We start from the raw sequence: 20,289 nt of genomic DNA, 5'->3' as shown, positions 1-20,289 counted from the left end.
GCACGAGAATCGATGGGGACGCGACGGTCGATGCGATCATGATTGCTGCGGATTACCTCAAGCGCATCGCGGCCTGGTCGCGCGAACTGAACGAACGGGAAATCGAGGTCGCTCGTGCCGGCATCGTGGAGAAATCCTATCGTGCCAATGAGCACATTTTCATGCGCGGCGATGCCTTCGACTACTGGACCGGCATCGTCACGGGTCTTGCCCGAATGAGCACCGTGTCGAGCGGCGGCAAGGCTGCGACGTTCGCCGGCCTCACGGCAGGCGCCTGGTTTGGCGAGGGTTCGGTGCTGAAAGGCGAGCCGCGCCGCTACGATGTGGTGGCGTTGCGGGATACGAGGCTGGCGCTGATGGACCGCAGCACCTTCTTCTGGCTGTTCGAGAACAGCGTCGCTTTCAACCGCTTTCTGGTCCGGCAGCTCAACGAGCGGCTCGGCCAGTTCATCGGCGCGGTGGAACATGGCCGCACGCTCGATGCCACCGGCCGCGTCGCGCGCTCCATCGCCTCGCTGTTCAACCCGATTCTCTATCCGGACATGACGCGCCATCTCGAGATCACGCAGGAAGAAATCGGAGCGCTTTCGGGTATTTCGCGGCAGAATGCCAACCAGTGCCTGAAGCGGCTGGAGAAGGAAGGCCTGCTGCGGCTCGAATATGGCGGCGTCACCATCATCGAACTCGAACGCTTGCGTCACCATGGCGAATAAGCACCTAAGGGGCTGATTCCAAAGGGCTTTGGCGATAGACTTGGCGGGGGTCGAATGCTATGGCCTGCGCGAGGACGCATTTGGAGATGATATGGCGGCTCAGGATTCACAGCGGCGCGTGGCGCTGATCACCGGCGTCACTGGCCAGGACGGCGCCTATCTTGCCGAATATCTGCTCGGCCTCGGCTATGAGGTCCACGGCATCAAGCGGCGGTCGTCCTCGTTCAACACCGCCCGCATCGACCACCTCTACCAGGATCCGCATTCCCGCAACGTGCCGTTCCTGCTGCATTACGGCGACATGACCGACTCGACCAATTTGATCCGGCTGATGCAGCAGATCAGGCCGACCGAGATCTATAACCTCGCCGCCCAGAGCCATGTCGGCGTCAGCTTCGAAAGCCCGGAATACACCGCCAATGCCGACGCCATCGGCGTGCTGCGGCTCTTGGAGGCGATCCGCATTCTCGGCATGGAGAAGGAGACGCGGTTCTATCAGGCCTCGACCTCGGAACTCTACGGTCTGGTCCAGGAGGTGCCGCAGAAGGAGACCACGCCGTTCTATCCGCGCTCGCCTTACGGCGTCGCCAAGCTGTACGGCTACTGGATCACGGTGAACTACCGCGAGGCCTACGGCATCTATGCCTCGAACGGTATCCTGTTCAACCATGAGAGCCCGATCCGCGGCGAGACCTTTGTGACGCGCAAGATCACGCGCAGTGTCGCCCGCATCGAAACCGGCATCGATGAGGTGCTCTATCTCGGCAATCTCGAGGCCAAGCGCGACTGGGGCCATGCCCGGGATTACGTCGAGGGCATGCATAGGATATTGCAGGCGGACGCGCCCGACGATTTCGTGCTGGCGACCGGCGAGGCCCGTTCGGTGCGTGAGTTCGTCGAACTGGCGTTTGCTGAAGTCGGCCGCCGCATTGAATGGCGCGGCAAGGGTGTCGACGAGACCGGCGTCGACGCCAAGTCCGGCAAGACCTTGGTCCGGATCGATCCGGTCTACTTCCGGCCGACCGAAGTCGATCTTCTGGTCGGCGATGCCAGCAAGGCGCGCGAGAAGCTCGGCTGGCAGCCCAAGACGTCGTTCGCCCAGCTGGTCAAGGAAATGGTCGCGAGCGATCTCGATGACGCAAGGCGGGAGGTCGCCAATGGCAAGCCTTCCGTTTGAGCTGAAGGGCAAGACGGTCTACGTCGCCGGGCACCGCGGCATGGTCGGGTCTGCGCTGATGCGCCGGCTGGCGGCGGAAGATGTCGAACTGCTGACGGCGAGCCGCAGCGAGGCCGATCTGCGCGATCAGGCCGCGGTCAACAAATGGTTTGCCGCCAAGCGCCCGCAGGTGGTGTTTCTCGCCGCCGCCAAGGTCGGCGGCATCGTCGCCAACAACACGCTGCGCGCCGAATTTCTCTACGACAATCTGGCGATTGCGGCGAATGTGATCCATGCGGCGCATGTCAACGGCGCCGAGAAGCTGATGTTCTTAGGCTCGTCCTGCATCTATCCGAAGCTGGCGCCGCAGCCGTTGCGCGAGGACTGTACGTTGACCGGGCCGCTGGAGCCGACCAACGAGCCCTATGCGATTGCGAAGATCGCCGGGATCAAGATGGTGGAGGCCTATCGCAGCCAGTATGGCGCCGACTTCATCAATGTGATGCCGACCAACCTTTATGGAAGCGGCGACAATTATCATCCGGAATACAGCCACGTCGTGGCCGCCCTGATCCGCCGCTTCCACGAAGCCAAGGTTTCCGGCGCTGACAAGGTCATGGTCTGGGGTACCGGCACGCCACGGCGCGAATTCCTCTATGTCGACGATCTTGCGGACGCCTGCATCCACTTGATGAAGACCTATTCCGGCGATGAGCTGGTCAATATCGGCACCGGCGAGGACATCACGATCGCCGAATTCGCCCGCGTGGTCGCAGCCACCGTCGGTTATGCTGGGGAGATAAGTTTCGACACCTCGCGCCCGGACGGCACGCCGCGCAAACTGCTCGACGTCAGCCGGCTGGCCAGGCTCGGCTGGCGGGCCTCTGTCCCGCTGGAGGACGGCATCAAGCTCGCCTATCAGGCGTTCCTCAGCGAGACGAAGTGACGCGGTGAAACTTCCGCGTCCGGACTGAGAATATCTGTCGGCTTCACGACGCTCCACGGATAGGATGCACGCACCCAGGTGGCCGCAAGAGCCGCCAGTGCGTCGGAGGAAACATGAAAAAATTTCAGCGCCGTCAATTTTTGCAACTTGCAGCCGGTGGAGCTGCGCTTCCGCTCACATCTGGAAACGCAAGCGCGCAGGCCTATCCGGCGCGGCCGGTTCGCCTTGTCATCGGCTATACGCCCGGCGGCTCGGCGGACCTCACGGCGCGCCTGATGGGGCAGTGGCTGTCGGAAAAGCTCGGGCAATCCTTCGTCATCGAGAACCGGCCGGGCGGCGGCACCAACATCGCCACCGAGTCCGTGCTGCGCGCCACGCCTGACGGCTACACGCTGCTGCTGGTCGCGCCGGCCAATGCGATCAACGCCACGCTCTACGACAAGCTGCCCTTCGATTTCATGAAGGAGATGGAGCCGATCGCCGGCATCATTCGCTTTCCCAACGTCGTGCTGGTGCATCCGTCACTGCCGATCAAGTCGATCCCCGAACTGATCGCCTACGCCAAGGCCAACCCGGGCAAGCTCAATATGGCGTCATCAGGCAATGGATCCACGATCCACATGTCGGGTGAACTGTTCAAGATGCTGACCGGCATCAACATGCAGCATGTGCCCTACCGTGGCGGCGCGCCGGCGCTCACCGATATGCTTTCCGGGCAGATGCAGGTGATGTTCGACAATCTTCCGACCTGCGCCGAGCACGTCAAATCCGGCAAGCTGCGCGGCCTTGCGATAACCAGCACGACGCGATCGGAAGTGCTGCCGGATTTGCCGCCGGTCGCCGATTTTCTCCCCGGTTACGAGGCGAGCGCCTGGTATGGCCTCGCGGCGCCGAAGGGCACGCCGCCAGAAATCGTCGAGAGGCTCAACAAGGCCGTCAATGAAATCCTTGCCGATCCCAAGGCGAAGGCCCGGTTCGCCGAGATCGGCGCCATTCTGCTGCCGGGCTCGGCTGCCGACTTCGGCAAGCTGGTGGCGGACGAAACCGAGAAATGGGGCAAGGTGGTCAAGTTCGCCGGCGCCAAGGTGGATTAGCTTCTCGCCATCGCGCGCGGCGGATTTTTCGAAAGCGCCACCGCCATCGCTGAGATCAGCGGCCTCATGAAAAAGGCGTCCTCGGCTGGATAGATATCGGTGCGCAAGCCGTGCGACTTGAGTTCGTCGGATACCGCTGGCCCGACCGAGGCGATCGGCGTGCGGTCAAGCCCCTGCCGTAGCCGGTCCTCGCATCCGCGCGCCTTCGCGACTTCGATCAGGCGGCGGACCTGGCCAAGATTGGTCAGCGCGATCGCATCGATGCGGCCGGCCGCCATCTCGTCGATCGCGCTGATGATATTGGTATCTGCAGCCTGCGCGTCATAGGCATAGGGCAGCACGGTATCGACCTTGGCACCTTGCGCCTCGATCGCGCTGATCAGGACGCTGTGATCCTTGTCCGGGTAAAGCTGCAGGCCGAGGCGATGGCCGCCAAGATCGAGGCGCGACAGCATCTCGGCGACGCCTTCGGAGGTCGGCTTTTCCGTGGTCATCTGCGGTTCCAGCCCGATTTCGCGCAGCGCCTTGCCCGGTTTGGGGCCGCGCGCAAATTTGCGCGCCTTGCCGAGGGAGGCAACGAACTCCTGTTCGACACCGATGCGCCGGACCACCTTCATCAGCCGGCGCAGGCCTTCGCCCGTCATCAGCACGACGTCGTCAAACGGCTTTTCAATGCACCGCCCGATCCATGCTTCGACCGGCGCCGGGTCCGGCGCGTCGTGGATGGTGAACATCGGACATTGCAGCACGTCGGCGCCTTGCTCGGTGAGCAGGCGGGAAAACTGCGCTTCCTCGCGCGTTTCCAGGATCAGGATGCGGTAACCGTTCAATCTGTCAGCCATGATCTTGCTCCAACGCTTTTGCTTCGCGCTTTGTTTATCCTGACCCCGGTTTCGGGATTGGCGCAAGCGTATGCGCGGTGATAGAGCAGGGTCGCAATCGCCGCTTCACCCTTTTGCCTGAATTGTAGTCAGCTTCGTCATGCCCGATCACCAGTTCGTCCTGACCCTGTCCTGCCCGGATCGCCCCGGCATCGTTTCCGCGGTGTCGACCTTTCTTGCCCATAACGGACAGAACATCCTGGACGCCCAGCAGTTCGATGACATCGAGACCGGGAATTTCTTCATGCGGGTGGTGTTCACCGCCGCCGATCTCGCCGTCGAACTGCAGGCCTTGCAGACCGGTTTTACCGCGATTGCCGATCGCTTTACCATGGAATGGCAGATGCGCGACCGCGCCAATCGCCGCCGGGTGATGCTGCTGGTCTCCAAGTCGGATCACTGCCTGGTCGATATCCTCTATCGCTGGCGTACCGGCGAACTCGAGATGATCCCGACCGCAATCGTCTCCAACCATCCGCGCGAGACCTACGGCAGTCTCGATTTCGGCGAGATCCCGTTCCACTATTTGCCCGTCACGAAGGAGACCAAGCGCGAGCAGGAGCAGGCGGTCCTGAAACTGGTTCAGGACAGCGGCACCGATCTCGTGGTGCTGGCGCGCTACATGCAGATCCTGTCGGATGAGATGTCGGCAAGACTGTCGGGGCGCTGCATCAACATCCATCACTCGTTCCTGCCGGGCTTCAAGGGCGCGCGGCCCTACCACCAGGCGCATGAGCGCGGCGTCAAGCTGATCGGTGCCACCGCGCATTATGTTACACGCGATCTCGACGAGGGCCCGATCATCGACCAGGACGTCGAGCGCATCAGCCACCGCGACACGCCGGAAGATCTGTCGCGCAAGGGCCGCGACATCGAGCGCCGCGTGCTGGCGCGCGCCATGCGCCATCATCTCGAGGATCGCGTCATCCTCAACGGCCGCAAGACGGTCGTGTTTATGGACTAGCGAGCCGCATCCTGCGATGAGGGCGCGGGGTTGGCTTCCTCGCCGCGTTCGGAAGCCGGCAGCAGGCGCTTTCGCTCGCGCTCCCGCATGTACTCGTCGTATTTTGCAGTCCCCGGGCGCGGCGGTGCGTCCGCCGGCATGCCGCCGATCGCCGCCGGAATGGCGTCGCTGATTCCGGCTGCGAGTTTCTCGTTGATCGTGCCGCAACCGGCCAAGCCGCAGCCCGCGAGGGCAACGGTGATGATCGTGACAATATGGCGCGCGCTGGTTGGCATCGGCAGAAGGTTACAACCTGACCCTTTAAGGATGATGGATTTAGGGCGCTGCCTTTCGGGAACCGGCGAGGGCGCTTCTTTGTTGACAGGACCATTTGATTTGTACAATCGTACAAATGACGCCAATCACGGGGAGACGTCGGGCGGCGATATCGGATCATATAATACCGTCGCGTCTTTCATGACAGCTCTGGCTGGCCTGGCCTCTTCGCCACGGCACGCCAATGGTCCGATTGACAAAAGGGCGCCCGAGGACGCCATGTTGCCGCGCTACCCGGCCGAAAAATCTGGGTTATGGTGAGAGATCAAGGGCCGGGGACTCGGTTCGAGGACACAAGGCCGATCAGGGGGAGAGATGCTCATGTCTATTCGCAGTCACATGTTGCTGGCCGCAGGCGCCGTCGCCGGGATGCTGACGCTCGCGCCGGCTCACGCCCAGGGGACCGTCAAGATCGGCCTGATTCTGCCGATGACCGGCGGCCAGGCATCCACCGGCAAGCAGATCGACAACGCGGTCAAGCTCTACATGCAGCAGAACGGCGACACCGTCGCCGGCAAGAAGATCGAAGTTATCCTCAAGGACGACGGGGCGGTTCCCGACAACACCAAGCGCCTCGCGCAGGAACTGATCGTCAACGACAAGGTCAATTTCATCGCGGGCTTCGGTGTGACCCCGGCAGCCCTTGCTGCCGCGCCGCTGGCGACGCAGGCCAAGGTTCCGCAAATCGTGATGGCGGCGGGCACCTCGATCATAACAGAGCGTTCGCCCTATATCGTGCGCACTTCTTTCACGCTGGCGCAGTCGTCGACCATCATCGGTGACTGGGCCGCCAAGAACGGCATCAAGAAGGTCGCTACCCTGACCTCCGACTATGCGCCCGGTAACGACGCCTTGAACTTCTTCAAGCAGAACTTCACCGCCGGCGGCGGCGAGATCGTGGAAGAGGTGAAGGTCCCATTGCAAAACCCTGATTTCGCTCCGTTCCTGCAGCGCATGAAGGATTCCAAGCCCGATGCCGTGTTCGTGTTCGTGCCGGCAGGACAGGGCGGCAACTTCATGAAGCAGTATGCCGAGCGCGGGCTCGACAAATCGGGCATCAAGGTGATCGGACCGGGCGACGTGATGGACGACGATCTGCTCAACGGCATGGGCGATGCGGCGCTCGGCACGGTCACGGCGCACCTGTATTCTGCCGCTCATCCGTCGGCCGCGAACAAGGAATTCGTTGCCGCCTACAAGAAGGCCTTCGGCTCGCGCCCGGGCTTCATGGCGGTCGGCGGCTATGACGGCATCCGCCTGATCTACGAGGCGCTGAGGAAGACCGGCGGCAAGACCGACGGCGATGCGCTGATCGAGGCGATGAAGGGCATGAAGTGGGAGAGCCCGCGCGGCCCGATCTCGATCGATCCGGAAACCCGCGACATCGTGCAGAACATCTACATCCGCAAGGTCGAGAAGGTTGACGGCGAACTCTACAACGTCGAATTCGCGACCTTCGAGGCGGTGAAGGATTCCGGCAAGACGAAGAAGTGACGCTGAAAGCGTCATTCCGGGGCGCATGCCCTGCACCCGCCACGTCATGCCCGGGCTTGTCCCGGGCATCCACGACTTTCTTCCGTTGCGGTCGCAAAGGAAGACGTGGATGGCCGGGACAAGCCCGGCCATGACGCCATAGTTTCAGTTTCGCTTTCAGACCTTGGCTAAGTTCTTTACATGACCACGCTGTTCACCATCCTGTTCGACGGTGTCGCCTACGGCATGCTGCTGTTCGTGCTCGCCTGCGGGCTTGCGGTGACGCTGGGGTTGATGAATTTTGTCAATCTGGCCCATGGCGCCTTCGCCATGACCGGGGGCTATATCTGCGCGGTGCTGGTAAATAATTCCGGCTGGCCGTTCTTTACGGCGCTGCCGCTCGCTTTTGTCTCGGCCGCGGCGATCGGCGTGGCACTGGAGCGCACACTCTACCGCCATCTCTACACCCGCAGCCATCTCGACCAGGTGCTGTTCACGATCGGCCTTACCTTCATGTCGGTGGCGGCGGTGGACTACATCATGGGATCGTCGCGGATCTTCATCAAGCTACCGGCGGCGCTCGAAGGCCAGTTCGATTTCTTCGGCGTCGGCATCGGCCGCTACCGGCTGATGATCATCGTGATCTGTGGCCTGCTCACGGTGGCGCTGCAATTGATCCTGGCGAAAACCCGATTTGGCAGCCGTCTGCGCGCAGCGGTCGATGATCCCCGCGCCGCCAGCGGCCTCGGCATCAACGTGCCGCAGGTGTTCGCCTTCACCTTCGCCTTCGGCTGCGGCCTTGCCGGCCTCGGTGGCGCGCTCAGCGCCGAAATTCTCGGGCTCGACCCATATTTTCCACTAAAATTCATGATCTACTTCCTGATCGTGGTCACCGTCGGCGGCTCCTCCAGCATCACCGGGCCGTTCCTTGCTTCGCTGCTGCTCGGTATCGGCGACGTCGCCGGCAAGTATTACGTGCCGAAGATGGGCCCGTTCGTCATCTACACCATCATGATCGTGATCCTGATCTGGCGCCCCAACGGCCTGTTCGGCCGCACCGCTACGCGATGAGTCCGCGATGACCGCAGTTTCCGACGTCTCATCTTATGCCATCGCCCGCGCCCGCTGGCGCCCCGCCGAAATCGCGTTCTGGATTCTCGCGGCCTCCTGCGCGTTCCTGTTTCCGTCCCGCTATCTGATCATGACCGACATTATTCGGCTGGCGTTGTTCACGCTGTCGCTGGATCTGATCCTCGGCTACGCCGGCATCGTCTCGCTCGGGCATGCCGCCTTCTTCGGCGTCGGTGCCTATTCGGCAGGGCTGCTGGCGCTGCACGGCATCATCAACGAGCCGGTGATCGCGCTCGTCGCGGCCGGCCTGATCGCCATGGTGCTCGGCTTCCTCACCAGCTTCCTCGTCATCCGCGGCGTCGACCTGACCCGGCTGATGGTGACGCTCGGCATCGCGCTGCTGCTGGAAGCACTGGCGGAACGCTTCTCCAACATCACCGGCGGCACCGACGGGCTGCAGGGCATCGAGATGCAACCGATCCTCGGCCTGTTTGCGTTCGACATGTTCGGCAAGACCGGCTTCTTCTACTCACTGATCGTGCTGTTCGTGCTGTTTCTGCTGGCGCGCCGGATCGTGAATTCGCCGTTCGGCCTGTCGCTGCGCGCGATCAAGAACAATCCGTTGCGGGCGTCCGCGATCGGCGTGCCCGTCAACCGTCGCCTGATCGCAATCTATACGGTAGCGGCGTTCTATGCCGGCATTGCCGGGGCGCTATTCACCCAGACCACGGCATTGGCCTCGCTCGACGTGTTCGCGTTCGAAAAATCCGCCGATCTGATGCTGGTACTCGTCATCGGCGGCACCGGTTATCTCTATGGCGGGCTCATCGGGGCGGTCGTGTTCAAGATGCTGCAGGAGCTGTTTCAGACCATTACGCCGCAATACTGGATGTTCTGGATCGGGCTCGTTCTGGTCGTGATCGTGCTGGTCGGCCGGGACCGCATGCATCGTTGGGCGCTGTGGCTCCCCAACCTCGTCATCCGGCAAATCGCCGGCCGCAAGGCCGTCGTGGCCGTTCCCGAAAGCGATGCGCCATGACGATCGCGCTGGAAACCAAGGGGCTGGAAAAATCCTTCGGGGGCCTTCGGGTCACCCGTGATCTGTCGTTGAAGGTGGAGCAGGGCGCCCGTCACGCCCTGATCGGACCGAACGGCGCCGGCAAGACCACCGTTATCAATCTCCTGACCGGCGTGCTCAAGCCCAATGCGGGACGGATTGTGCTCGAGGGCAACGACGTCACCGATCTGCCGGTTCACACCCGGGTGCTGCGCGGTCTCTCGCGCACCTTCCAGATCAATCAGCTCTATGCCGATTTGACCCCGCTCGAAACCGTGGGGCTCGCCGTCTCCGAGCGGCTCGGCCGTGGCGGCGACTGGTGGCGGCGGATGGGCACGCGCGCCGACGTCAACGAGGAGATCGCGGACACGCTCGGGCGCTTTCATCTGCTCGACGTGATGAACGAGCGCACCGCGACGCTTCCCTATGGTAAGCAGCGCCTGCTGGAGATCGCGGTCGCGATTGCGACAAGGCCGCGCGTGCTGCTGCTCGACGAGCCCGCCGCCGGCGTGCCCGAGAGCGAACGCCACGATATTCTGGCAGCTGTCGCAGCGCTGCCGCGCGACGTCACCGTGCTGCTGATCGAGCACGACATGGACCTGGTGTTCTCCTTCGCCGATCGCATCTCGGTGCTGGTCAATGGCGCCATGCTCGTAGAGGGTCCGCCCGACGAGGTGGCGCGGGACCCCCAGGTCAAGGCAGTCTATCTCGGCGAGGCTGCCGATGACTGAGCTTCTTGCCATCGATGCCTTGCGCGCCGGCTATGGCGAAGCCGTGGTGCTGCCCTCGATGTCGCTGGCGCTGGGCGAGGGCCAGGTGCTGGCGCTGCTCGGGCGTAACGGCACCGGCAAGACCACGCTGATCAATTCGATCGTCGGCATCACCCGCCGTTTCGGCGGCAGCCTTGCACTCGGTGGATTAGACATCACCGCGATGCGCCCGGATCAGCGGGCGCGGGCAGGGATCGGCTGGGTGCCGCAGGAGCGCAATATCTTCCGCTCGCTGACGGTCGAAGAAAACATGACCGCGGTGGCTCAGCCAGGTCCCTGGACCGTGGATAAGGTTTACGAAATGTTTCCGCGGCTGAAGGAACGCCGCAGCAATTTCGGCAACCAGCTCTCCGGCGGCGAGCAGCAGATGCTGGCGATCGGCCGCGCGCTTACCCTCAATCCGAAAGTTCTGCTGCTGGACGAGCCGACCGAGGGGCTGGCGCCGATCATCGTCGAGGAACTGCTCCGGGCGCTCGGCACCATCACCCGGGCCGGCGGCATCTGTTCGATCATCGTCGAGCAGAATGCGCAAAAGATTCTGGGGCTGGCCGATCGGGTTGTGATATTGGAACGCGGCGCAATCGTGCATGATGCGGCCAGCAGTACGTTGAGGGCCGATCCCGCGGTGCTCGAACGCTATCTCGGCGTCGCCGGTGCCGCCGCGCATTAGATTAGATGGGAGTTGAGACCATGCAAAGAACCAAAGCCCCGTTCCGCGCCGACGAGGTCGGCAGCCTGTTGCGGCCACAGCGCATCAAGGAAGCGCGCGCCAAGCTTGAGAAGGGCGAGATCACGGCGGAGGACTTGCGCAAGGCCGAGGACCTCGAGATCGAAAAGGTCGTACACAAGCAGGCCTCGATCGGCCTGAAGCTTGCGACCGACGGCGAATTCCGCCGCTCCTGGTGGCATTTCGATTTTCTCGCCAAGCTCACCGGCTGCGAACTCTTCCACCCCGAGACCGGTATTCAGTTCGCGGGCGTCGAGACCCGCCATGACGCCGTCCGCGTGATCGGCAAGCTCGACTTCCCCGATAACCATCCGATGCTGGATCATTTCCGCTTTCTGAAGAAGCATGCCGACACCGCCCACGTCACGCCGAAGATGACGATCCCGTCGCCCGCGGTGCTGCATTTCCGCGGCGGCCGCAAGTCGATCTCGAAGGAGGTCTATCCCGATCTTGAGGAATTCTTCCTCGACCTCGGCAAGACCTATCGCAAGGCAGTGAAGGCATTCTACGACGCCGGCTGCCGCTACCTGCAGTTCGACGATACCGTATGGGCCTATCTCTGCTCGCAGGACGAGTTGCAGAAGGCGCGCGATCGCGGCGACAACCCTGATGGCCTGCAGGAAATCTACGCGCGTGTTATCAACTATGCGCTGGCGGAGCGGCCGGCCGACATGGTGATCACCACGCATGTCTGCCGCGGCAATTTCCGCTCGACCTGGATTTCGTCCGGCGGCTACGAGCCGGTGGCCGAGACCATGCTGGCCGGCACCAACTACGACGGCTACTTCCTCGAATATGATTCCGACCGTGCCGGCGGCTTCGAGCCGCTGCGGTACCTGCCGAAGGGCAACAAGGTGGTCGTGGTCGGCGTCATTACGTCGAAATTCGGCGAACTCGAGAAGAAGGACGACATCAAGCGTCGTCTCGAAGAGGCCGCCAAGTTCGCGCCCCTCGACCAGCTCGCGGTCTCGCCGCAATGCGGCTTTGCCTCCACCGAGGAAGGCAACATCCTGTCCGAGGAAGAGCAGTGGGCCAAGCTCAGCCTCGCGGTCGAAGTCGCGAACGAGGTGTGGGGGAAGTAGCAGCCGCCTTCACCGTCGTTGCGAAGAGCGACTTGTCCGCCGTGGCTCAACGAGCGAAGGCGGATGGCGATCACGCAATCCATTCTGCCTTTGCGTGGAGATTGCTTTGCGGAGCCTGTCATCGGCCGCGCATCGCGCGACCTGTTGGCTCGCCACGACAAAGGGGCATGCCGATCGGTGGCGCGCCCAGTGCCGGAGGGCGAACGCCAACATTCCCCCGTTGGGCAGATGGTGGTAGGACATCTGGGCAATCCGAAGCTGCCCACTGGTGTCTCCCAACCTCGCCCGATGAAGAACGACCAGATTCTCAGCCAGATAACGGAGTTCTGCCGCCAGGCCGACATGGCGGAGACGACGTTCGGCCGCCGGGCCGTCAACGACGGCAAGCTGGTGCATCGCCTGCGCGAGGGTAAACGCATCACCATCGACACGCTGGATCGTATCCAGGCCTATATCGCGGCCTCGACGCCGGGCGGGCTGCCGCCGCCACGCGGCCTCGAAGTGCCGCTGGAGAAGCGCGATCCGCGGGGCAATTTCCGTTTTTTCGAGAACCGCCAGAAATACCTGCTGTTCGTCCATACCTGCAGCGAGAAGCGGGTTATCGCCGAGCGGGTGGCGCTGGAGCTTTCCAGCCTGCACCCGCGCCCGCCGGCACTGCGGGTATTCGACGCCGGCGTCGGTGATGGCACGGTGCTGGCGCGGGTGATGCGCTCGATGCACGGCCGCTTCCCCCATATGCCGTTCTATATCGCCGGCAAGGAGTTGAGCCTGGAGGACGTCCGGCTGACGCTGGACAAGGTGCCGGACCGGCTGTTCGAGCACCCGGCGACCGTCGTCGTCCTGACCAACATGCACTACGCCGAGGCGCCCTGGCTGACCCCGGCCTCGCCCGCGGCCGCCGCCGGAATGATCTGGCATGAGGTCGCCCTGCGGGGGGCCTCCTCGGGCGAGTTCGAGACCCAAATCGCCGAATTGGGCTCGTTTCTGGAACAAAATTGGCGAGCCAATATCAGCCCCAAATCGGGCATGCCGATCTATGAACGACCTGTGGCGCTGGTGGTGTACCGGGAGGACCACCGGTTCCTGCTTGATTCGATCATCCCCCGGGCGGGCCGGACCGAGGCCAATTTCGATCTTGTGATCGCTTCCCAGCCCTATCGGGCCAAATCCTCTGTGAATTTCCGCGCCAAGCGGATCATTGCGCCGCTGGCCCGTTCCCTGCGGGCAGGGGGCCGTTTGATTGGAATTCACTCCCACGGGCAGGATCCAGGCGTGGAAATCATCCAGTCGGTCTGGCCGGGAGAAAATCCTTTCGCCGTGAGCCGTCATGAGCTATTGCGCGCGGTGAAATACGAGCTGGGGTCGGCCGGGCGCGACCTTAACTTTAATGCCTACGCCGATAACCGTTCCATCTTCCGTTATGATATGGAAGCGCTGCCCAACGAGGTCACCGGCCAGATCGGAACCTCGACGGCCTTTGCAGCGTGGAATGCGGCGGTGTATGTCGCCCAGATCGAAGACGACCGGTTGACGGAAATGACTGAAAACAGCCGAACCCTCGATGCCACCAGAGAGGTTCTGCGCAAGCATAATGGGCTTTGGTTCTACGACGAATCCTACGTCATTTCGCGCCGTCGCGACTGACATTCCGGGATAGATCACAAACAGCCGCCGGCATCCGGCGGGAACAAGGGGTTGTTGATGCGCGCGTCCTATTTGTTCACAAGCGAGTCGGTTTCCGAGGGTCATCCGGACAAGGTTTGCGACCGGATCTCCGACGAGATCGTCGACCTGTTTTACCGCGAAGGCCCGAAGGCGGGCATCGATCCGTGGGCGATCCGCGCGGCCTGCGAAACGCTCGCAACCACCAACAAGGTGGTGATCGCCGGCGAAACCCGCGGCCCGGAATCGGTCACCAATGAGCAGATCGAAAACACCGTGCGCGAGGCGATCAAGGATATCGGCTACGAGCAGGAAGGTTTTCACTGGAAGACCGCCGACATTGAAATCCTGTTGCATCCGCAGTCCGCTGACATCGCGCAGGGCGTCGACGCCAAGCAGCCCAGCAACCAGGAAGAGGGCGCGGGCGACCAGGGCATCATGTTCGGCTACGCCACCAACGAGACACCGGATCTGATGCCGGCGCCGATCTTCTACGCCCACAAGATTTTGCGATTGATCTCCGAAGCGCGCCACTCCGGCCGTGAGAAGGTGCTGGGTCCGGACTCCAAGAGCCAGGTCACCGTGCAATACGAGAATGGCAAGCCGGTCGGCGTCCGCGAGATCGTGGTCTCGCACCAGCATCTGGTCGAGGACCTGACCTCCAATCAGGTACGCGACATTATCGAGCCCTATGTGCGCGAGGCGCTGCCGAAGGAGTGGATCAACGGCAAGACCATCTGGCACATCAATCCCACCGGAAAATTCTACATCGGCGGACCCGATGGCGACTCCGGCCTCACCGGCCGCAAGATCATCGTCGATACCTATGGCGGCGCGGCCCCGCATGGCGGTGGCGCGTTCTCCGGCAAGGATCCGACCAAGGTCGACCGCTCGGCGGCCTATGCGGCGCGCTACGTCGCCAAGAACATCGTCGCGGCCGGTCTTGCCGACCGCTGCACGCTGCAGCTCGCCTACGCGATCGGCGTGGCGCGGCCGCTGTCGATCTATATCGATACCCATGGCACCGGAAAGGTGCCAGAGGACAAGCTCGAGAAGGCGGCTGCGCAGGCGATGGATTTGACGCCGCGCGGCATCCGCACCCATCTCGATCTCAACCGGCCGATCTACGCGCGTACCTCGGCCTACGGCCATTTCGGCCGTACGCCGGACAATGAAGGCGGCTTCTCCTGGGAGAAGACCGATCTGGTCGAGCCGCTCAAGCGCGCGGTCTGATCTCTTCTTACCTCGCCCCGCTTGCGGGGAGAGGTCGCCGCGACTTCGCGGCGGGTGAGGGGAGCCGCCGCACACGCCGCCGCTCGGTATTCGCGGCAGCGCCCCTCACCCCAACCCTCTCCCCGCAAGCGCGGGCGAGGAAGCTGACCGTCACAATGCGTCCAGTGTCGCCCTGTACCGATACGCCCGAATTCATCGTGTTAGGAAAAATGATATGACCACCGCCGCCGCCAAGAAGCCCGCCTTCACCGACTACATCGTCAAGGATATCTCGCTCGCCGAATTCGGCCGCAAGGAAATCTCGCTGGCCGAGACCGAAATGCCCGGCCTGATGGCGACGCGCGAGGAGTACGGCCCGAAGCAGCCCCTGAAGGGCGCCCGCATCGCAGGCTCCCTGCACATGACGATTCAGACCGCGGTCTTGATCGAAACGCTGGCCGCGCTCGGCGCCGACATCCGCTGGGTGTCGTGCAACATCTATTCGACGCAGGACCATGCGGCAGCTGCCATCGCCGCCGCCGGCATTCCGGTGTTCGCGGTGAAGGGCGAAACGCTCGCCGAATACTGGGACTACACCGCAAAGCTGTTCGACTGGCACGGCGGCGGTACGCCCAACATGATCCTCGATGACGGCGGCGACGCCACCATGCTGGTGCATCACGGCCTGCGCGCCGAGCAGGGCGACGTGGCCTTCCTCGACAAGCCGGGTTCGGAAGAAGAGGAAGTATTCTTCGCGCTCATCAAGCGGCTTCTGAAGGAGAAGCCGAAGGGCTACTTCGCCGAGATTGCCAAGAACATCAAGGGCGTCTCGGAAGAGACCACCACGGGCGTGCATCGCCTTTACCAGATGGAGAAGGAAGGCAAGCTGCTGTTCCCCGCCATCAACGTCAACGACAGCGTCACCAAGTCGAAATTCGACAACCTCTATGGCTGCCGCGAGTCGCTGGTCGACGGCATCCGCCGCGGCACCGACGTGATGATGTCCGGCAAGGTCGCGATGGTCGCGGGCTTCGGCGACGTCGGCAAGGGCTCGGCCGCGTCGCTGCGCCAGGCCGGCTGCCGCGTCATGGTCTCCGAAGTCGACCCGATCTGCGCGTTGCAGGCGGCGATGGAAGGTTATGAAGTCGTGACCATGGAAGACGCCGCTCCGCGCGCCGATATCTTCGTCACCGCGACCGGCAACAAGGACATCATCACCATCGACCACATGCGCGCGATGAAGCATCGCGCCATTGTTTGCAACATCGGCCACTTCGACAACGAGATCCAGATCGCAGGCCTTCGTAATCTGAAGTGGACCAACATCAAGCCGCAGGTCGACGAGATCGAATTCCCCGACAAGCACCGCATCGTCCTGCTGTCGGAAGGCCGCCTGGTGAACCTCGGCAACGCGATGGGTCATCCGTCCTTCGTGATGTCGGCGTCGTTCACCAACCAGACGCTGGCGCAGATCGAACTCTGGGCCAACAACAAGGACGGCAAGTACGAGAAGAAGGTCTACGTGCTGCCGAAGTCGCTGGACGAGAAGGTGGCGCGGCTGCACCTCGCCAAGATCGGCGTCAAGCTGACCGAACTGCGCAAGGACCAGGCCGAATATATCGGCGTCAAGCCGGAAGGCCCGTTCAAGTCGGATCATTACCGGTATTGAGCCTCGATCGGGTGGCCAGGGTCAGACCGTCGCCGCAATGAACTCGCAGGCGGATCTGACGCTGGCCAGTCCGGCGCCGGTCGCAAGATCGGCACCAGCGCCAGCCTTGTCGCCCATCGCGGTCTTGCCGGTCGTGACGTCGGTCGCTGTCTTGATGAGGGCGGTGCGGGCCTGATCTGCGCCGACACTCTTGCGGATTTCCTTGAAGAGCGCGATCGCCCCCGCCAGTTGCGGGCATGCTGCGGAAGTGCCCGAGAAGATGCCCCAGCCAGTTTTTTTCCGGCCTGAAGGAAAGTTATGGCCGTCGAGTTCGCTCGTTGGCGGAACCGGCAGCATGATGTGATTTTTTTGCGGTGGCGCACCGGCCGCACCAACTACGCCACAGAGATCCGGAATGTTTCGTCCCGGATATATCTTGCTCTTGAACGAACTCGCGTAGCTCGAGGCCTCCAGGGCGCCTTCTTCCAGTACGGTAACGCCACCTGCAGAGATCACCTGCGGCATGCATCCGGGAAACGCGTGATGGCCGTTGCCGGCCGAGAAAACGACGATGATGCCGGATTGAATGGCGTCTGATAGGATCGTCTCGATATCCACCAGTTCATTGAAGAAGTTGGGGTCAGCAGCCTTGAGCTGGTCGCGCGATCTGACGTCGACGTCGAAGCCCCAGGAGTTCGACATCACATCGGGGCCAAGTGCGATTGCGGCCTCGAGAGAAGTTGCCGCACTTGGGCCGCTCTTCACGCCATAGACCGTGCAATCAGGTGCGATGCTAAAGATGTTGGCGCATTCACCGGTTCCGTGCCCGCTGGGATCGTCGTCGGGATTGGTCGCGCCGGGCGACGCGGAGGCGACTAGCTTGTAGCCGTTCGCTGCGAAGAACGGGTGAGGGAAAAAGCCGCTGTCGACCATCGCCACCTTGACGCCGCGCCCGGTCCAATCCTGCCGGTGGGCACGGGGAGCGTTCAATGCTGCCCGGACGTCATCGAGACGAAGATGCAGAATGTCTTCCACCGGCGGACGATACGAGGCACCGTAAAATTCGATGGGGCGCGGTATGTAGGCGAAATCGACAGTGTCCTTCAGTTCGTTGGGGACCGACAGCACGGTCTCCGGGACAAGAAAACTGTTGGTCGCCGTTACGCGATTCTCGTTGCGACCGGAAAACTCGCCTTGGCGGAGCGTTGCTCCGAACAATTGATCGAAGTCTTGCCGCTTCATCTCCACTTCGATCCGGTCTTTTTCCGTTGGCTTGACCTCGACCGGCAGCCTTGCGGCGAAAAAGTTCAGCACGGAGCGCGTGCGTGCGGGATCTGGCGAAAATTCCTTGGGTTTGATTTGTATGGATTCCAGGCCGAAATCGAGCCTTGGTGCGCGGCTCCGCGATTTTGGAACCAGCCTCACAATAACGTTGGATGCCATGTTCAAGTCCCCCAAAATTCTGAAGGTGATCAAATAGAACTAAAAGTAAGTCGGCTCCTTCGGGAAATACGCGCGGTAGCCGACCCCACCAGGCAGCCGTCCAAAGGCCGGCTCCCCCTTAAATTGTGGCACTTTCTGACTCAAATCAATACGTGTATCAAAAAATTGTTCGATCAAGGATCTTTCGCCGACGATCAGTAGTCCGCGGGGTGACACCGACTCGACCTTGAAGCCTGCTGCATCAAGCTCACTGCTTGCGGACGTCGAAACCCCGGCGCTCGGCGAGTCGAGCGCGATCCTCAAAGTAAGTACCGGATCGATTTTGCTGGGCATCCTTAGTCCTGGCTAGGGTGCACGCTTGAGGCCGCAAAATATCACATAAATCGGCGACCGTACGGCCGGTTTAGGCGACACAGGCTCGGCTCCGCCGACGCGGTTGCGTTGACCCTCGCAATGGCAAATAATGCCGTTAGCGGTGGTAGCAAGTGTCCCATTGGCTGCAACGCCTGGCGGATGGGCAAATGACGCGGGCAGGCGGTTGTGCATTCGTGCGTCTTCAAGCGATGGAGCCAATGGCATCAAACGAACATTTCGACGTCCTCATTGTCGGTGCGGGTCTCTCCGGCATTGGCGCGGGTTATCACCTGCAGGAGAAATGTCCGGGTAAGAGCTACGTGATCCTCGAGGGACGCGACTGCATTGGCGGCACCTGGGACCTGTTTCGCTATCCCGGCATCCGCTCCGACTCGGACATGTACACGCTCGGCTATTCGTTCAAACCGTGGACCGAGTCGAAGGCGATCGCCGACGGGCCGCGGATTCTGAACTACGTCCGCGAGACCGCTGTAGATAACGGCATCGACAGGAAGATCCGCTTCCACCATCGCGTCAAGCGCGCGTCGTGGTCGTCGCCGGAGACGCGCTGGACGGTGGAGGCCGAACGCGCGGTGGGCGAGGGCGCGACTGAAATCGTGCGCTTCACCTGCAATTTCCTGTTCATGTGCTCGGGCTATTACAAATACGAGGAAGGCTATACGCCGGAATTTTCCGGCACGGCCGACTTCGCCGGCCAGATCGTGCATCCGCAGAAATGGCCCGAGGATCTCGACTACGCCGGCAAGCGCGTGGTGGTGATCGGCTCGGGCGCCACAGCGGTGACGCTGGTGCCTGAAATGGCCAAGACCGCGGCGCATGTCACCATGCTGCAGCGCTCGCCGACCTACGTGGTGGCGCGGCCGGTGGAAGATGCGCTCGCCAACAAGCTGCGCCGCAATCTGTCCGCGAAGCTCGCCTATCACATGATCCGCTGGCGCAACGTGCTGTTCGGCATGTATTTCTTCCAGCTCTGCCGGCGTAAGCCGGATCGCGCCAAGCAGTTGATCCTCGGCGGCGTCAAGATGGCGCTGGGGCCGGAATACGACGTGGCCAAGCATTTCACGCCGCGCTACAATCCGTGGGAGCAGCGGCTGTGCCTGGTGCCCGATGGCAACCTCTTCAAGTCGATCCGGGACAAGCGCGCCTCCGTCGTTACCAACGAGATCGACACCTTCACCAAGGGCGGCATCAAGCTCAGGGACGGCAGCGAGCTCGACGCCGACATCATCGTCACCGCGACCGGGCTGAACCTGCAGGTGCTCGGCGGGCTCGAAGTCAGCGTCGACGGCCGCACGGTCGATTTCGCGCGGACGCTGAACTACAAGGGCATGATGTATTCGGACATTCCGAACTTGGCCTCTGCGTTCGGCTACACCAACGCGTCGTGGACGCTGAAATGCGATCTCACCTGCGAATATGTCTGCCGGCTGATCAACTACATGGATCGCAACGGCTACAAGCAGTGCATGCCGCACAATGTCGATCCTGACGTCACGGAACTGCCGTCGCTGGATTTCTCGTCCGGCTATGTGCAGCGTTCGATCGCGAAACTGCCCAAGCAAGGCTCGAAGCGGCCGTGGCGGCTGTATCAGAACTACGCGCTCGACATCGTGACGCTCCGCTACGGCAAGGTCGACGACGGGGTGATGCGGTATTCCTGAGCGGTTCCGCCGCGCGAAGTGCGTCCCGACGTCCCATGC

Annotated in this window: 19 protein-coding genes; 15 read left to right on the top strand and 4 right to left on the bottom strand. The window is 62.4% G+C overall.

Features of this window, described 5'->3' with window-relative positions; all coding sequences use genetic code 11:
* The first annotated feature begins 38 nt into the window (after window positions 1-38).
* From V1279_RS22300 to V1279_RS22285, 4 genes are all read left to right on the top strand, one after another.
* A complete protein-coding gene (locus V1279_RS22300) occupies window positions 39-713 on the top strand; it encodes a Crp/Fnr family transcriptional regulator (RefSeq protein WP_334440196.1) in 675 nt (224 codons plus the stop codon).
* A 91-nt stretch (window positions 714-804) separates the two neighbouring features.
* Window positions 805-1,890 (top strand): GDP-mannose 4,6-dehydratase, encoded by a 1,086-nt coding sequence (gene gmd, locus V1279_RS22295; protein WP_334440194.1) that lies wholly within the window; start codon window positions 805-807, stop codon window positions 1,888-1,890.
* Entirely contained in the window at window positions 1,871-2,815 is a 945-nt protein-coding gene (gene fcl, locus V1279_RS22290; RefSeq protein ID WP_334440191.1) for a GDP-L-fucose synthase, read from the top strand. Before gmd ends, fcl begins: the two co-directional genes overlap by 20 nt.
* A gap of 113 nt (window positions 2,816-2,928) precedes the next feature.
* Complete coding sequence (locus V1279_RS22285; RefSeq protein ID WP_334440188.1) at window positions 2,929-3,909, top strand: Bug family tripartite tricarboxylate transporter substrate binding protein; 981 nt, start codon at window positions 2,929-2,931, stop codon at window positions 3,907-3,909.
* Here the strand turns inward: V1279_RS22285 and V1279_RS22280 are convergent.
* Complete coding sequence (locus V1279_RS22280) at window positions 3,906-4,751, bottom strand: uroporphyrinogen-III synthase (protein WP_334440186.1); 846 nt, start codon at window positions 4,749-4,751, stop codon at window positions 3,906-3,908. The genes V1279_RS22285 and V1279_RS22280 overlap by 4 nt on opposite strands.
* Window positions 4,752-4,890: 139 nt before the next feature.
* On the opposite strand from V1279_RS22280, the gene purU reads away from it, so the two are divergent.
* Complete coding sequence (purU, locus tag V1279_RS22275) at window positions 4,891-5,754, top strand: formyltetrahydrofolate deformylase (protein WP_334440184.1); 864 nt, start codon at window positions 4,891-4,893, stop codon at window positions 5,752-5,754.
* On the opposite strand, the gene V1279_RS22270 is transcribed toward purU, so the two are convergent.
* Complete coding sequence (locus V1279_RS22270) at window positions 5,751-6,029, bottom strand: hypothetical protein (RefSeq protein WP_334440181.1); 279 nt, start codon at window positions 6,027-6,029, stop codon at window positions 5,751-5,753. The two genes, purU and V1279_RS22270, sit on opposite strands and share 4 nt — an antisense overlap.
* 355 nt (window positions 6,030-6,384) lie before the next feature.
* Between V1279_RS22270 and V1279_RS22265 the strand changes: the two genes are divergently transcribed.
* The 9 genes from V1279_RS22265 (at window position 6,385) to ahcY (ending at window position 16,792) form a co-directional block, all read left to right on the top strand.
* On the top strand, window positions 6,385-7,563 hold the full coding sequence (locus V1279_RS22265) for an ABC transporter substrate-binding protein (protein WP_442894797.1): 1,179 nt from the start codon (window positions 6,385-6,387) through the stop codon (window positions 7,561-7,563).
* A gap of 180 nt (window positions 7,564-7,743) precedes the next feature.
* A complete protein-coding gene (locus tag V1279_RS22260; protein WP_108513269.1) occupies window positions 7,744-8,613 on the top strand; it encodes a branched-chain amino acid ABC transporter permease in 870 nt (289 codons plus the stop codon).
* A gap of 7 nt (window positions 8,614-8,620) precedes the next feature.
* Entirely contained in the window at window positions 8,621-9,652 is a 1,032-nt protein-coding gene (locus V1279_RS22255) for a branched-chain amino acid ABC transporter permease (protein WP_334440171.1), read from the top strand.
* Complete coding sequence (locus V1279_RS22250; protein ID WP_334440169.1) at window positions 9,649-10,401, top strand: ABC transporter ATP-binding protein; 753 nt, start codon at window positions 9,649-9,651, stop codon at window positions 10,399-10,401. The genes V1279_RS22255 and V1279_RS22250 overlap by 4 nt, the downstream gene beginning before the upstream one ends.
* Window positions 10,394-11,110 carry an ABC transporter ATP-binding protein gene (locus V1279_RS22245; protein ID WP_334440167.1) on the top strand — a complete coding sequence of 239 codons (717 nt, stop codon included), beginning with the start codon at window positions 10,394-10,396 and terminating at the stop codon, window positions 11,108-11,110. Before V1279_RS22250 ends, V1279_RS22245 begins: the two co-directional genes overlap by 8 nt.
* A 20-nt stretch (window positions 11,111-11,130) precedes the next feature.
* Window positions 11,131-12,249 (top strand): cobalamin-independent methionine synthase II family protein, encoded by a 1,119-nt coding sequence (locus V1279_RS22240; protein ID WP_334440164.1) that lies wholly within the window; start codon window positions 11,131-11,133, stop codon window positions 12,247-12,249.
* A gap of 288 nt (window positions 12,250-12,537) precedes the next feature.
* Window positions 12,538-13,893 (top strand): hypothetical protein, encoded by a 1,356-nt coding sequence (locus V1279_RS22235; protein ID WP_334446522.1) that lies wholly within the window; start codon window positions 12,538-12,540, stop codon window positions 13,891-13,893.
* 57 nt (window positions 13,894-13,950) lie between these two features.
* A complete protein-coding gene (metK, locus tag V1279_RS22230; protein ID WP_334440161.1) occupies window positions 13,951-15,144 on the top strand; it encodes a methionine adenosyltransferase in 1,194 nt (397 codons plus the stop codon).
* 214 nt (window positions 15,145-15,358) lie between these two features.
* Window positions 15,359-16,792 (top strand): adenosylhomocysteinase, encoded by a 1,434-nt coding sequence (gene ahcY / locus V1279_RS22225; protein WP_334440158.1) that lies wholly within the window; start codon window positions 15,359-15,361, stop codon window positions 16,790-16,792.
* A 21-nt stretch (window positions 16,793-16,813) separates the two neighbouring features.
* Here the strand turns inward: ahcY and V1279_RS22220 are convergent, their stop codons facing one another.
* Together V1279_RS22220 and V1279_RS22215 are read right to left on the bottom strand one after the other, a co-directional pair.
* Window positions 16,814-18,085, bottom strand: coding sequence for a S8 family serine peptidase (locus V1279_RS22220; RefSeq protein WP_334440155.1), 1,272 nt, complete (start codon window positions 18,083-18,085; stop codon window positions 16,814-16,816).
* A 168-nt stretch (window positions 18,086-18,253) separates the two neighbouring features.
* A complete protein-coding gene (locus V1279_RS22215; protein ID WP_334440153.1) occupies window positions 18,254-18,547 on the bottom strand; it encodes a hypothetical protein in 294 nt (97 codons plus the stop codon).
* Window positions 18,548-18,786: 239 nt separating this feature from the next.
* Between V1279_RS22215 and V1279_RS22210 the strand changes: the two genes are divergently transcribed.
* Window positions 18,787-20,250 carry a flavin-containing monooxygenase gene (locus V1279_RS22210; protein ID WP_334440151.1) on the top strand — a complete coding sequence of 488 codons (1,464 nt, stop codon included), beginning with the start codon at window positions 18,787-18,789 and terminating at the stop codon, window positions 20,248-20,250.
* Window positions 20,251-20,289 lie beyond the last annotated feature (39 nt).

The organism is Bradyrhizobium sp. AZCC 1610, assembly GCF_036924515.1.
Lineage (GTDB): Bacteria > Pseudomonadota > Alphaproteobacteria > Rhizobiales > Xanthobacteraceae > Bradyrhizobium.
Note: the sequence above shows the minus strand (reverse complement) of the source record. Positions and strands in the feature narration are given on the sequence as shown.

Coding starts and splice junctions, on each gene's coding strand:
- V1279_RS22210 (WP_334440151.1), top strand. CDS start 18,787: ATGGCATCAAACGAACATTTCGACGTCCTCATTGTCGGTGCGGGTCTC.
- fcl (WP_334440191.1), top strand. CDS start 1,871: ATGGCAAGCCTTCCGTTTGAGCTGAAGGGCAAGACGGTCTACGTCGCC.
- V1279_RS22235 (WP_334446522.1), top strand. CDS start 12,538: ATGAAGAACGACCAGATTCTCAGCCAGATAACGGAGTTCTGCCGCCAG.
- V1279_RS22285 (WP_334440188.1), top strand. CDS start 2,929: ATGAAAAAATTTCAGCGCCGTCAATTTTTGCAACTTGCAGCCGGTGGA.
- purU (WP_334440184.1), top strand. CDS start 4,891: ATGCCCGATCACCAGTTCGTCCTGACCCTGTCCTGCCCGGATCGCCCC.
- V1279_RS22215 (WP_334440153.1), bottom strand. CDS start 18,547: ATGCCCAGCAAAATCGATCCGGTACTTACTTTGAGGATCGCGCTCGAC.
- V1279_RS22250 (WP_334440169.1), top strand. CDS start 9,649: ATGACGATCGCGCTGGAAACCAAGGGGCTGGAAAAATCCTTCGGGGGC.
- V1279_RS22300 (WP_334440196.1), top strand. CDS start 39: ATGATTGCTGCGGATTACCTCAAGCGCATCGCGGCCTGGTCGCGCGAA.
- V1279_RS22260 (WP_108513269.1), top strand. CDS start 7,744: ATGACCACGCTGTTCACCATCCTGTTCGACGGTGTCGCCTACGGCATG.
- V1279_RS22265 (WP_442894797.1), top strand. CDS start 6,385: ATGCTCATGTCTATTCGCAGTCACATGTTGCTGGCCGCAGGCGCCGTC.
- V1279_RS22240 (WP_334440164.1), top strand. CDS start 11,131: ATGCAAAGAACCAAAGCCCCGTTCCGCGCCGACGAGGTCGGCAGCCTG.
- ahcY (WP_334440158.1), top strand. CDS start 15,359: ATGACCACCGCCGCCGCCAAGAAGCCCGCCTTCACCGACTACATCGTC.
- V1279_RS22270 (WP_334440181.1), bottom strand. CDS start 6,029: ATGCCAACCAGCGCGCGCCATATTGTCACGATCATCACCGTTGCCCTC.
- V1279_RS22245 (WP_334440167.1), top strand. CDS start 10,394: ATGACTGAGCTTCTTGCCATCGATGCCTTGCGCGCCGGCTATGGCGAA.
- metK (WP_334440161.1), top strand. CDS start 13,951: ATGCGCGCGTCCTATTTGTTCACAAGCGAGTCGGTTTCCGAGGGTCAT.
- V1279_RS22255 (WP_334440171.1), top strand. CDS start 8,621: ATGACCGCAGTTTCCGACGTCTCATCTTATGCCATCGCCCGCGCCCGC.
- V1279_RS22280 (WP_334440186.1), bottom strand. CDS start 4,751: ATGGCTGACAGATTGAACGGTTACCGCATCCTGATCCTGGAAACGCGC.
- gmd (WP_334440194.1), top strand. CDS start 805: ATGGCGGCTCAGGATTCACAGCGGCGCGTGGCGCTGATCACCGGCGTC.